Annotated in this window: 13 protein-coding genes; 7 read left to right on the top strand and 6 right to left on the bottom strand. The window is 55.2% G+C overall.

The features are described 5' to 3' along the window. The first annotated feature begins 88 nt into the window (after positions 1-88). The 4 genes from cobA to Yoon_RS07575 all read left to right on the top strand — a co-directional run bounded on the left by cobA (position 89) and on the right by Yoon_RS07575 (position 3,961). Positions 89-940 (top strand): uroporphyrinogen-III C-methyltransferase, encoded by an 852-nt coding sequence (gene cobA / locus Yoon_RS07590; RefSeq protein WP_238111522.1) that lies wholly within the window; start codon positions 89-91, stop codon positions 938-940. Next, positions 941-2,188, top strand: coding sequence for a cobyrinate a,c-diamide synthase (locus Yoon_RS07585; protein ID WP_238111521.1), 1,248 nt, complete (start codon positions 941-943; stop codon positions 2,186-2,188). Positions 2,189-2,230: 42 nt separating this feature from the next. Beyond that, positions 2,231-3,448, top strand: a complete 1,218-nt coding sequence (locus Yoon_RS07580) for an MFS transporter (protein ID WP_238111520.1) — start codon at positions 2,231-2,233, stop codon at positions 3,446-3,448. Between the two features lie 69 nt (positions 3,449-3,517). Next, positions 3,518-3,961 (top strand): hypothetical protein, encoded by a 444-nt coding sequence (locus Yoon_RS07575; protein ID WP_238111519.1) that lies wholly within the window; start codon positions 3,518-3,520, stop codon positions 3,959-3,961. 15 nt (positions 3,962-3,976) lie between these two features. On the opposite strand, the gene Yoon_RS07570 is transcribed toward Yoon_RS07575, so the two are convergent. The 5 genes from Yoon_RS07570 to Yoon_RS07550 form a co-directional block, all read right to left on the bottom strand. Further along, positions 3,977-4,744, bottom strand: coding sequence for a squalene/phytoene synthase family protein (locus Yoon_RS07570; protein WP_238111518.1), 768 nt, complete (start codon positions 4,742-4,744; stop codon positions 3,977-3,979). A 33-nt stretch (positions 4,745-4,777) separates the two neighbouring features. Continuing rightward, positions 4,778-6,397, bottom strand: coding sequence for a citramalate synthase (cimA, locus tag Yoon_RS07565; protein WP_238111517.1), 1,620 nt, complete (start codon positions 6,395-6,397; stop codon positions 4,778-4,780). Beyond that, complete coding sequence (gene cysS / locus Yoon_RS07560; RefSeq protein WP_238111516.1) at positions 6,394-7,839, bottom strand: cysteine--tRNA ligase; 1,446 nt, start codon at positions 7,837-7,839, stop codon at positions 6,394-6,396. Before cysS ends, cimA begins: the two co-directional genes overlap by 4 nt. Positions 7,840-8,026: 187 nt before the next feature. Beyond that, the gene (locus tag Yoon_RS07555; RefSeq protein WP_238111515.1) at positions 8,027-8,998 is read right to left on the bottom strand and encodes a hypothetical protein; all 972 of its coding nucleotides are present in this window, start codon (positions 8,996-8,998) and stop codon (positions 8,027-8,029) included. An 81-nt stretch (positions 8,999-9,079) separates the two neighbouring features. Beyond that, positions 9,080-9,481, bottom strand: a complete 402-nt coding sequence (locus Yoon_RS07550) for a VOC family protein (RefSeq protein WP_238111514.1) — start codon at positions 9,479-9,481, stop codon at positions 9,080-9,082. 242 nt (positions 9,482-9,723) lie between these two features. Here Yoon_RS07550 and soxR point away from each other — a divergent pair, with 242 nt between their 5' ends. From soxR to Yoon_RS07535, 3 genes are all read left to right on the top strand, one after another. After that, positions 9,724-10,167 carry a redox-sensitive transcriptional activator SoxR gene (gene soxR / locus Yoon_RS07545; RefSeq protein WP_238111513.1) on the top strand — a complete coding sequence of 148 codons (444 nt, stop codon included), beginning with the start codon at positions 9,724-9,726 and terminating at the stop codon, positions 10,165-10,167. A 68-nt stretch (positions 10,168-10,235) separates the two neighbouring features. Next, a complete protein-coding gene (locus tag Yoon_RS07540; RefSeq protein WP_238111512.1) occupies positions 10,236-11,297 on the top strand; it encodes a bifunctional transcriptional activator/DNA repair enzyme AdaA in 1,062 nt (353 codons plus the stop codon). Continuing rightward, positions 11,294-12,100 (top strand): isocitrate lyase/phosphoenolpyruvate mutase family protein, encoded by an 807-nt coding sequence (locus Yoon_RS07535; RefSeq protein WP_238111510.1) that lies wholly within the window; start codon positions 11,294-11,296, stop codon positions 12,098-12,100. Before Yoon_RS07540 ends, Yoon_RS07535 begins: the two co-directional genes overlap by 4 nt. Positions 12,101-12,196: 96 nt before the next feature. Here Yoon_RS07535 and Yoon_RS07530 read toward each other — a convergent pair whose 3' ends face one another. Further along, positions 12,197-12,823, bottom strand: a complete 627-nt coding sequence (locus Yoon_RS07530) for an outer membrane protein (RefSeq protein WP_238111509.1) — start codon at positions 12,821-12,823, stop codon at positions 12,197-12,199. Between the last annotated feature and the right edge of the window lie 41 nt (positions 12,824-12,864).

Here is a 12,864-nt window from a genome sequence, read left to right as displayed (position 1 = left end):
TATAAGCTCCCAAACCCATGCCGCCAATGCGCAATCGTTGGTCGTTTGACACCTTTCCAATCCCTGCGTTCAGCGCCATAAAGGCGCTATGACAGATACACTGACACTTCCCGCATTTGACTGGCCCATTCTGCAACCCGGATGGGTTTGGCTTTGCGGGGCTGGTCCCGGCGATCCAGGGCTTTTGACCCTGCACGCCGCAAACGCGCTGCGCCAAGCTGACGTGGTGATTTATGACGCACTTGTCCAAGAGACGATCTTGGATTGGGCACCGCAAGCTGAACACATCTACGCTGGCAAACGCGGCGGCAAACCCTCGGCGAAACAGCGCGATATCTCGCTGCAATTGGTGGACCTCGCACGGGCGGGCAAAAAGGTGCTGCGCCTAAAGGGCGGTGATCCTTTTGTTTTTGGACGCGGCGGCGAAGAGGCCCAAACCCTGATCCAACATGATGTGCCTGTGCGGATCATTCCCGGCATTTCGGCGGGTATTGGTGGGCTGGCCTATGCTGGCATTCCCGTGACCCACCGCGACGTCAACCAATCCGTCACCTTTGTCACCGGGCATGATCAATCCGGCAACACGCCCGGATCGCTGGACTGGGATAGCATCGCCAAAGGATCGCAAGTCATTGTGATCTATATGGGAATGAAACACATCGCGCAGATCGCTGGTAAATTGATCGGGGCCGGACGGGATGCAGATGAATCTGTTGCGGTGGTGACCTCGGCCACGACACCAGACCAAAAGGTGCTTGAAACGACGCTTGGTACGATGGTTGCCGATGTCGCGGCTTCTGGACTGGAGCCCCCTGCAATCATCTGCGTCGGCGAGTCTGTCAAAATGCGCCAAGTGCTTGATTGGCAAGGGATGGCCGCCGGGGAAAAGCCGCGCAACCTTGACCCGTTAGGGCGCGGTCGCCCAGCCGAAACCCCTTAAATGAGCTTTGTGATCGCCGCCCCCGCGTCTGGCAGCGGCAAGACAACGATCACTTTGGGGCTTTTGCGCGCGATCAGCCGGATGAGCCCCGTGCGCGCCGCCAAATCCGGCCCCGATTACATCGACCCGCAATTTCATGCCAGCGCCTGCGGCACGCAATGCGTAAACCTCGATGCTTGGGCGATGACGCCCGCGCGGATCAAGGCACTTGCTTCTGGTAACGTGCCCCTGATCATTGAAGGCGCTATGGGCCTGTTTGACGGCGCCCCGCCCGACGGCAAAGGGGCGACGGCAGATCTTGCGCGTATTCTTGGGCTGCCAGTTGTCTTGGTCATTGATGCCGGGCGCATGGCCGGATCCGTCGCAGCGCTCGCGCAAGGGTTCATCAACTACGATCCAAATGTGCAGATTGCCGGAGTTATCTTAAACAACGTCGGATCGCCACGGCACGAAGCCATGCTACGCCGCGCGCTGAAAGACATCCCCGTTTTTGGGGTGGTGCCGCGCAGGCCTGATCTGAAACAACCATCTCGGCATCTTGGGCTTGTACAGGCGGTTGAGCGACCAGATTTAGAAACCTATCTCAACACGGCGGGTGACCTGATCGCAAACACGGTCGATCTTGACGCGCTTTTGGGGCTGCAGACTGCGGCCCTGCCCGCCGAACGCGCCCGCAGGTTGACGCCCCCCGCCCAAACTATCGCCATTGCCCGCGACGCGGCCTTCGCATTTAGCTACCCGCATATGATTGATGATTGGCACAGTGCAGGCGCGACCATCACCTTCTTTTCACCCCTTGCGGATGAACCCGCCCCGCACGCGGATTTCATCTACTTGCCCGGCGGCTATCCCGAATTACACGCCGGGCGATTGGCCGCAAATACGCAGTTTCTGGATAGTTTGCGTCAGACTTCAGCACAGATTTACGGTGAATGCGGCGGGTATATGGTCTTGGGTGACGCGCTCACAGATGCGGATGGCACACCCCATAAGATGGCCGGGCTGCTGCGGCTTGAAACCTCTTTCGCCGCGCGTAAGCTTCATCTTGGGTACCGTGAATTACGCGCCGATCAAGGGCCGATGCCCGGCGCGTGGAAAGGGCATGAATTTCACTACGCAACAACGATAAAGGCCGTTGGGACCCCATTATTTCAAGCAAATGATGCCGAAGGCACCGCATTGCCCGCAATGGGGCTGATTAACCGCAATGTGTCCGGCTCATTCGCTCATTTGATCGACGCGGCATAATGCATATTGCAAACCACGAATGTGATGCGTACCGATGCCCCTATGAATACGACAAACGATAAAGCCGCAAAGCGCAACGTCGCCGTCCTCGTGATGGCGCAGGCCATTTTGGGCGCGCAAATGCCGATGATTTTTGTGATCGGCGGCTTGGCCGGTGGGATGCTGGCCAGCAACCCATGTCTGGCCACCCTGCCCATCTCATTTATCGTGTTTGGATCAATGACGACTGCGCCTTGGCTAAGCCCGTTGATGCAGCGAAATGGGCGCCGGTTTGGGTTCTTTATCGGGGCGTTTGCGGGCGCGGTTGGGGCGCTTATTTCGGCCTATGGGCTCTATATCGCGTCCTTCCCGATTTTACTGGTTGGGTCATATTTTACGGGTATCTATATGTCCTCGCAGGGTTTCTTTCGATTCGCCGCGACCGATACCGCGTCTGACGCGTTCCGCCCCAAAGCAATTTCTTATGTTATGGCGGGCGGGCTTCTTTCGGCGATCATTGGACCGCAATTGAACAAAGTTGTACAAGACGCCTATGCTGTGCCATTCTTGGGCACCTATCTGACGGTCGCGGCTTTGAACCTCGGCGGGATGTTTTTGTTCTTCTTGCTCGAGCTGCCCAAAGGCGCAAAAGATGCAACCGCTGCTGTGGATACGCCAAAACCACGTAGCCGCAAGGAATTGTTGCGCGAACCGCGCGTCATCGTCGCGATCATCTGCGGCATGGTCTCTTATGCCCTCATGAACCTCGTGATGACCTCCACGCCGCTGGCCGTCGTCGGCTGTGGCTTTGATAAAAACAATGCCAATGATATCGTATCGGCACATGTTTTGGCCATGTATATCCCCTCTTTCTTTACCGGGCACTTGATCGCGCGGTTTGGGGTGCAGCGAATTCTGGCAACGGGTCTGGTGATTTTGGCGGGCGCTGGGATGGTGGCCTTATCGGGCGTGTCGCTGACCAATTTTTACATCGCGCTGATTTTGCTAGGCCTAGGCTGGAACTTTGGGTTCATCGGTGCAACCACAATGCTGGCAGGCGCACACCTCCCAGAAGAGCGCGGCGTGGTCCAAGGCATGAACGACATGATCGTCTTTGGCATGGTGACCTTTGCGTCGCTTGCCTCAGGAGGGTTGATGAACTGCTCTGGCGGCACAGCGGTCGAAGGCTGGACCGCCGTGAACCTCGCGATGGTTCCGTTTTTGGTGCTCGCTGGGGGCTCGCTGATCTGGCTGATGCGGCAACCGAAGTCATTGCCTTAAAGTTGACTAACGCTTAGGTTGCGAATGAAGCACGCTTTCATAGTATTGCGTATTCATTGGAGCTTTTGCGTGGAAACCCTTATTTCAACCATACTGTCTGTATTTGGCCTAAGCCAACGCGCTAACCAAGTAAAAAGTGAGAAAAAGAGTGAAGCTAGCCGCCTGAACACCGAATTCGAGACACTGCTACATAAAACGGCTCTCTATTTGCGATCAGAGCAAGTAAGCCTACGGCATCGTCTTCAAAGAATTTCAGAAGACACAACAGAATTGGTGACACAAGCGGATACCATGATTGAAACTTTGCTAGATGAAATTGACACGGGCTTAGAAACGGCAAAAAATAATAGAGAAACGATCCAAACAGTTTCCTCTTTCGCAAAGTTGCGTCAGTGGGATGAAGTCATTTCCGTCGTTTACCAACAAAATTCGGCCGCTGAAATTCAAATGGAACGTGCGAAAACAGCTGTCGCCCAATTTCACATGATTCTCGACAACAATAACGTCATGTAGCTCAGTATACACAGACTAACGCCACCACCCCCGCAATGCGACGTTCGTAAACCGCAGGTTTTCGCGCAGCGGCGGCAGGCCAAGCGCGCCGCGCGCGACTTTGCCGGGGTCTTTGCGGATTTGCCGCAGGACTGGCCGGGCCAAATAACCAGCAAACAATGCGGGCGCGGCAGCTGCGGATATCTGGCGTCGCGCCGTAATCGCCCGCGCCAGCCGTGCCTCAGCACCTTGTGCAAGCGCTAAAACCCCAGCCTCGGACCCATCCAGAAGTGGCTTGCGGTCGCGCTCTTCAAGATCAGGGATTGCGCGGAACAGGTTTGCGACACCCGCCCCATAGGCAAAATCGGCAACCATGCCCAGATCACCCTGCCCCAACAACCGCGCGGCTGTGGTCATCAGATGGCCAGCGGTTGCATCAATATAGCTGTCCAAATGCGCCTGATCCTCAAACGGATCACTATAAATATCCCAACGGCGCGCGGCGATCAGACCGTCAAGCAGCTTGGCCCCTTCCACATCCAAAACATCCGCCAGCGCATCTACGACCTCATGCCCTCGCGGCTTGACCCCGCCCGCAATTTCTTCAAGCGCGTCGCGCCACCATTGCAGGCGCATTTCAGCGATCATCGGTTCTTTGGTCACCCAAGGGGCGCGCGCGACTTCGACGTTAAACGCATAAAGCGGAAACAGGATTTTGCGCGCGGGCACGGGCGCAGCCATCGCCGCGCGAAACCGTTCGGGATCAGCTTTTTCAACCAAGGCCGCACAAGCATTCAGGCTCATATCAATATCATCTTGCCAAAAATACTCAAAAAACTACGCCTTCGCCCCATCACGGATCAGCTTCCAATTGATCGCATCCACCAGCGCATCAAAGGACGCATCAACGATGTTGGCGCTGACCCCAACGGTAGACCACCGGCGGCCCTGCCCGTCTTCGCTGTCGATGATGACGCGGGTCACGGCCTCGGTCCCGCCATTTGTGATCCGGACCTTAAAATCAACCAGTTGCATATCTTCGATATACTGCTGATACGGCCCAAGATCCTTGGACAATGCGCGCGAAAGTGCGTTGACCGGGCCTTGGTCGCTGCCGTCTGGGCCTTGGCTCTCGGAGACGTTCAAGAACCGTTCACCGTTCACCTTGGTCACAACCACGGCCTCTGAAAGCGATACCATTTTGCCGCGCTTGTTCTTGCGACGTTCAATCGTCACCCGGTATCGTTTGACTTCAAAAAACCGTGGCAATGTGCCCAGTTCAGCGCGCGCCAGCAATTCAAAGCTGGCCTGCGCTGTGTCATAAGAAAACCCTTGGGCTTCTTTCTCTTTGATCCGCTCAACAATACGGGCCAGCGCCGGATTGCCCAGTTCAACCGCGATCCCAGCATCCGCTAGCCGCGCCTTCAGGTTAGATTGCCCCGCTTGATTAGACATCGGCACGATGCGGCTGTTCCCAACCGCCGCCGGGTCGATATGTTCGTATGTCGACGGATCTTTGGCAATCGCAGAGGCATGCAGCCCCGATTTATGCGCAAAGGCCGATGCCCCGACATAAGCGGCCTGTTTCGCAGGCACCCGATTCAAAATATCATCGAGCATCCGCGAGGCTTTTTGCAACCCCTTGAGCGCCTCAAGACTAACACCCGTTTCAAATTGGCTCGCGAACGGTTCCTTAAGCAACAGCGTCGGGATCAATGTTGTCAGGTTCGCGTTGCCACAACGTTCGCCCAGCCCATTCAGCGTCCCTTGGACCTGCCGACAGCCTGCCATGACGGCGGCCAATGAATTGGAGACGGCGTTTTCAGTATCATTATGTGTATGGATCGCCAGATGGTCGCCGGGAATGCCACTGGCAATCACGGCGGTTACGATTTCGCTGACCTCATGGGGCAATGTACCGCCATTGGTATCACACAGCACAATCCAGCGCGCGCCTGCGTCATAAGCCGCATGTGCCGCCTGCAGCGCGTAATCGGGGTTCGCTTTATAACCATCAAAGAAATGTTCAGCATCAAACAAACCTTCGCGCCCAAGCGATTTGAGATAGGCAAAGCTCGCACGTAGGTTTTCGATGTTTTCATCCAACGTGATGCCAAGCGCAGTCGTCACATGAAAATCATGCGACTTGCCGACCAGACAGACCGCAGGCGTACCCGCGTTGATCACCCCTGCCAGAATGTCATCGTTCTCCGCAGACCGACCTAGCCGTTTGGTCATGCCAAAAGCGGTCATCGTGGCGCGGGTATTAGGTGCATCCGCGAAAAATTCTGTGTCGGTCGGGTTTGCCCCCGGCCAGCCGCCTTCGATGTAATCAATCCCGAGATCATCCAAAACACTCGTGATCTGCCGTTTTTCATCCGCAGAAAACTGTACACCTTGCGTCTGCGCCCCATCGCGCAGCGTCGTATCAAACAGGTAAAGACGTTCTTTGGTCATAGCAGCCCCTCCAGTTTCGAGGCATCGAATTCAGGTCCGGCATCCAGTTCAATATCAGTTTTGGACATGCGCACCTCGACACCCGCCGCCAAAAGCGCCGATTTAAATTCATCGACGGGTCCAAATGCCTTGGTTTCCATCGCCGTCGCGCGCAATGCCATCAGATGGTCTGCATAGGCATCCAGATCAATATCTTCGAACGTGTCCCAGCCAGATAATTCGTTGGTCAACAGTCCTAACAAATGCGCAGAGGCAAGAAACTTAGCCTCCAGCTCGCCGGGATTAGGGCCATCATATTCAGCGCCAAATGCGGCAACACCATTGTAAGCGCTCAGCAGTTCGCGCTCCAAACGGTAAAGCTCTGCAATCGATCCCGCTGTGTTTAAATCGTCTGCAAGAGTTTCGACGAGCGTTTCGACTACAATACCGGGCTCGATGCCGTCAGTTATCTTTCGCCATCGCCGTAACGTATTAGTTGCCTGTGCGGCCTTTTCCGCGGTCCAATCCATCGGCTTGCGGTAATGCGTTTGTAGGAACACAAAGCGGATCACTTCGCCGGGGACGCCCTGATCCAACAGATCGCGCACGGTAAAGAAATTGCCCAGTGATTTGGACATCTTCTTGCCCTCGACCTGCAACATTTCATTGTGAAGCCAGTAATTCGCAAAGCCTTCGCCATCTTCGGCATGACCAGAGGCGCAGCAGCTTTGTGCAATTTCGTTTTCATGGTGCGGGAACGTCAGATCATTGCCGCCGCCATGAATATCAAACGTGTCCCCAAGCAAATCTTTGGCCATCGCGGAACATTCAATATGCCACCCCGGACGGCCACGCCCCCAGGGGCTTTCCCAGCCGGGTTGATCCGCATCTGACGGTTTCCAAAGCACAAAATCCATTGGGTCGCGTTTATTATTCGCAATTTCGACCCGTGCACCTGCAATCATATCATCGGTAGAACGCCCCGAAAGCGCGCCGTATTTGGGATAGGAATTCACTGAAAACAGCACATGCCCGGCCCCATCGGGATAGGCAAAACCCTTTGCGATCAAATCTTCAATCATCGTGACCATCTGCGGGATATACTGCGTCGCGCGGGGCATGAAATTCGGGTCCATCGCCCCCACGGCGCGCATATCATCAAGATACCACTGCGTTGTCTCATCTGTGATGTCTTGGATCGAGCGCCCGCTTTGCGCCGCACGTGCGTTGATCTTATCATCGACATCCGTGAAATTGCGCACATAGGTCACGTGATCGGCCCCGTAGACATGGCGTAGCAAGCGGTAGAGCACGTCAAAAACAATCACCGGCCGCGCATTCCCAATATGGGCGCGGTCATAAACCGTGGGCCCACAGACATACATCCGCACGTTTTGGGGATCAATAGGGACAAAGTCCTCGCGTTTGCGGGATTTTGTGTTTTGTAGCCGGATAGTAGTCATAACGCCTCACGCACGGGTTTTGCCGGCGGGCTTACCAAGTTCAGCATTCAATTGAAACGTGAAAGAGCAGCCCGCGACAGATGTCAGCAGGTAATAATGCAGCAGATAATGATGCAGATGCTCTTCATACGGGGATGCGTAACAGGCAAATGACTATCCGTCCAGCATTTCGGCGATTTTGCGCAAACTATTCAAATCGCGCGCTGAGTGGACGAAAATCAATACTCGCCTTTGCAACGGCATCCTCAACCCGATCTTGTATCACGCGAAACCGCTTCAAATCTGCGAGATCAATCTGTCTATCATTTTGTCGCAATGTCGCAAGGCTGACCCCAAAAGCCGTTTCGAATTTGGCATGCTGCCCCGGGTCCAAGGCCAGTTCATCCATCGAAAAAGCAGCAATACCCTGTTCTTGCGCGATCTGCCCCGTCACATAGTGGCTGAGATAGAAAACCGCAAAACGCTCTTCCTCAGTCAAGAGCGCGGTAAACTTCAATAAAAGGTCCTTGCGTCCTTGCTCCTTCAAAAACCGCGCTTCGACAAAGTGAACCGCTAGCTTTGCCCTATGCCTTCCCAATAACCCACGCAAAACGCGCCGCAACTCCGGCGCATAACACAGCTGCGCAATTGTTTTGGGCAGAAAATAGGTATTGTCCGGCCAGTTGTATGACTGAAACTGCGCGGCCGGATCCCGCCAAAGGTAAAATCCGGTCGTGTCATCGCCAGTAGGAAGCCCCCGCTGCTGAAACCCGGACCGACAAAAACCAAAAAAGGCTGCCTTTCCCTGTGCCCGCGCAACACGTTTACACGCCGCTATGTAAGTCAAAGACCGCTGCGAAGGTCGTCGATAAACATCTGCGACTGCACTAGCGGGATCATAGAGCGCATAGAGCGGTTGCCCTGTCTTAGGATCGATCAGCTTGTAAGAATCAAAATATCCGCCTGTCCAAACCGGGTGGCCCAGAAAATTTGTCGAATGGGACATATTCTTGCGCACATTGTCGATGTGCCATAGCGATCCACAACATTCATGAAATGGTTCATAAAAGACAAGATAGTCTGTAGATCTGAGGAAGCACTGAGCGAGCGCAGTGCTTCCTGTGCGCCACATCGCATGCGCATAGACATGTTTGCGCAAAGTTTTTGCGTTCTTTTTCATGCAGCTATCATATCGGACAATGTCATGCGCACAATTGCACTTTCACCAAGCCGATCGCGTAGCCGTCGGCATACGCTTGTCTTATGCAGTTGCCTCAGCATAGCTGATCAGCTCGTATTCTACCCCATCATCGTCGTTAAAATAAAACCGCCGCCCCGGTTCGTAATCTGCATGGCTATGGGCCACATATCCCATTGCGCTGACCTTTTCCGCAATGAGATCAAGATCATCGACCACGATGCCAATGTGGTTCATCGCACCACGTGTGTGATAGCTCGCGTCAGATTTCGGGACCGTTTGGGCGGGGTCGCTGCCGGAATAGATCGCGATATAGCTGTCGTCGGTGCCAACGTGCAGCGTATAACCCGCGCCTCCCATCGCGGCACCCTCCCAGCGGATATGCCAATCAAAAAGCTGTTCAAGCATCCGTGCGGTCGCTTTGGGGTTTGAGACAGTAATATTGACGTGTTCAAGATGGCTCATTTTCTGTTTTCCTTTTTCTAAGAATGATCCGCGCAATCCAAGAGCGCTGCTCCGCACGCGGCATCATCAGACTGTGGTCTTGATGATCCCAACCGATGCCCTCGTGGCGCATGGCCGCGGCGGCGGCACTATCGGCAAAGTAGGTGCGTTGGTTTGAAAGTCTCATGGCAGTTTCTCACTAGATTTCTCGCGTGATTAGGGTTCTAATTTCTAAAGTTAACTTGAGATCAAGGATTATTTTTATGGCCACGGGATTATCTATTGGCGACCTTTCTGCACGCACCGGATTGGCGGTCTCTGCGATCCGGTTTTACGAAACCCACGGGATCGTTGCGCCTTTGCGTAATGACGGCGGGCATCGTCGCTATGGGCGTGCTGATATTCGGCGTTTATCCTTTGTGATGGCGGCACAAACGCTTGGCTTTCCACTGTCGGAAATTGCAGAAAATTTACAGGGGCTTCCGGCGCACAAAGCGCCAAGCAAAGCAGATTGGACACGCATCAGTAAGGGGTTTCGTGTTAAAATCGACGCGCGCATCGCCGCACTGACAGACCTGCGCGACAAATTGGATGGCTGTATTGGATGCGGTTGCCTGAGCCTGCAAAGCTGCGCGCTATACAATCCGCAAGACGTTAAGGGATCGGAGGGCGCAGGGCCCCGCAATTTGACCGGGCTTGATGGTTGAGGCGCGCACAAGCAATAGACGCCCGATTTCAGGCGGCACCACCCGGACGAATCGCATAGGCTTTGGACATGTTGATGACCCTTCCCAATGACGATGTGCTTTACGAAGCGCTCTTGGCCCGCGATCCCGCCTATGATGGAACCGCCTTTGTTGGCGTTTCCTCGACAGGTATTTTTTGCAGATTGACGTGCCCCGCACGCAAACCGAAACGCGAAAACTGTACTTTTTTCAGCGATGTAGCCGATTGTATTCAGGCTGGCTTTCGACCCTGCAAACGGTGCCACCCGGTCGCACCTGCCGCCCAGACTGATCCGGTGATTACGGCACTATTGGCCGCGCTGGATGCGGACCCGATGCGACGCTGGTCAGAAGCAGACGTGACCGCGATGGGGTTTGATCCATCGACGGTGCGACGCAGCTTCAAACGCCATTTTGGCATGACATTTTTGGACATGGCGCGACAGCGGCGGCTGGCCAGCGGGTTTACGACGCTCGAAACGGGTAAGGTGATTGATGCCCAACTTGACGCAGGTTTCGACAGCCCAGCTGCTTTTCGTGCCGCTTTCGCAAGGCTCATCGGCACCGCCCCCGGCAATTTCGCAAAAGACGCCCTGCTGCGCGCGGCGCATATTCCGACCCCCTTGGGCGACATGATCGCGGTCTGCGACAAGCGCGCGCTGCATCTACTCGAATTCGCGGATCGCAAGGCGCTCCCCGCTGAGCTGGCACGCCTACGCAAAATGTCCAAGGGTGACATAGGGATCGGCCGCACAGATATCACGGAACAAACCGCCGCAGAATTGACCGCGTTTTTTGATGGCAAGAGCGCCGTTTTCACCGTGCCACTTGTCTTGCACGGTACGCCCTTCACCCGCCAAGTTTGGACCGCCTTGCGCGATATTCCTGCTGGCGAAACGCGTAGCTACAGCGTGCTTGCTCAGGCGATCAGCGCACCGACTGCCACACGCGCAGTTGCCCGCGCCAACGGGTCCAATCAAATTGCGCTGATTATCCCGTGTCACCGTGTGATCGGCGCGGATGGATCGCTGACCGGGTATGGCGGCGGGCTGTGGCGCAAACAAAAACTGATCGATCTTGAAAAGACTTATGCACAAAGGACAATAAAATGACCCACCCCGGCACAGTTTTTCGCGCGCTTCATGTGGCGGGGCACCCGTTCATCATGGCCAACATCTGGGACAAAGGCAGCGCCAAGATGCTACAATCCATGGGCGCCAAGGCGCTGGCCACATCGTCAGCGGCCCATGCATTCACGCTAGGGCGCGTAGATGGCGGCACGCTCACCCGCGATGAGGCTCTCGCCCATGCGAGCGACATCCTTTCCGTCGCAACCGTGCCAGTGCAAGGCGATTTTGAAAACGGCTTTGGTGACAGCCCAGATGACTGCGCACAGACCGTCCGGATGGCGGCCGAGATTGGGCTTGCCGGGATCTGTATCGAGGATACGATCCTGCCGGGCGACGCCCCTTATGACCATGATTTAGCAATTGAACGGATCCGCGCCGCCGCAAGTGCCGCCCGCGCATTGCCAAATGATTTTGTGCTGACCGCGCGCGCCGACGGCATCATGATCGGCACCTATGACACCGACGCCGCAATCAAACGGTTGCAAGGATTTTCTGCTGCGGGTGCAGATTGCCTTTACGCACCAATGCCGCCTGATATGGCCGCGCTTGCACGCATTTGCGCGGCCGTAGACAAGCCTGTGAATGCGCTTGTCGCTGGCGATTTTGCAGGGCAATCACTGGATGGTTTTGCCAAGGCAGGCGTTGCACGCCTTTCGCTTGGCTCCGCGCTCGCGCGTGTAACGCACCGTGCAATTTATGATACAGCGGAAGGGATGTTTGAGGGTAGTTTTCGCGCGCTCCAGAACGGTATCGACAGCGCAACGATTGACCAAATGATGACTTAAACAGAAAAGACCCGTCGTTTTCACTACGGGCCTTTCCGGTTTGCGGGTGCGGTCTCGGGGATAAGGGACCGCACCCGCAACGCGCCAGTTCGGGGATTAGAACTGGAACGAAACGCGTGCTGCAACAGTCGTTGCATCGAAGTCAAAACCTGTGCCATCAAAGTCGTCGAATTGGTGCTGAAGAACTTCGCCACCAACACGCAGACTGTCGCTCACACGGTATTCCGCGCCCAAACCTGCAAAGCTGCCAGTGTCCGAAAGATCTGTACCGGCAAAGTCCACCTCAGCCTGCGCAACACCAGCGGTGAAATATGGTAGCCAATCGCCAGCATCATACCCGACGCGCAGTTTTGCCCGCGCGATAGAGTCAATTTCGACGTCGTCAGCTGACGATTCTGCATCTGTACCGTCGATATCCAATTCAGCACCCAGTACCCATGACCCAAAGTCATGCATATAACCGCCGTGAACACCATATGTTGCGCCTTCGATGTCGTCAGTCAGATCATCAGATTCGACTGACCCGTAACCAATTTGGCCACCAGCATAAAAGCCAGTCCAATCACCATCATGCATCATCGGCGTAGGGGCTGCTACGGGTACCGGAGTTGGTGCAACGGTTTCAACAGGTTCAGATAGTCCGCCAGCAGATGCCATGCCTGCAGCCAGTGCCAATGGCGTCGCGATCATGCTCAAACGAACCAGTTTCAATGTATTCATCATTTTGGTTTCTTCCTTTGTGGATTGTGGTCGTGTCCACACAT

The sequence above is a fragment of the Yoonia sp. I 8.24 genome (assembly GCF_022096995.1).
Lineage (GTDB): Bacteria > Pseudomonadota > Alphaproteobacteria > Rhodobacterales > Rhodobacteraceae > Yoonia.
This window is presented reverse-complemented; position numbering and strand designations above follow the sequence as displayed.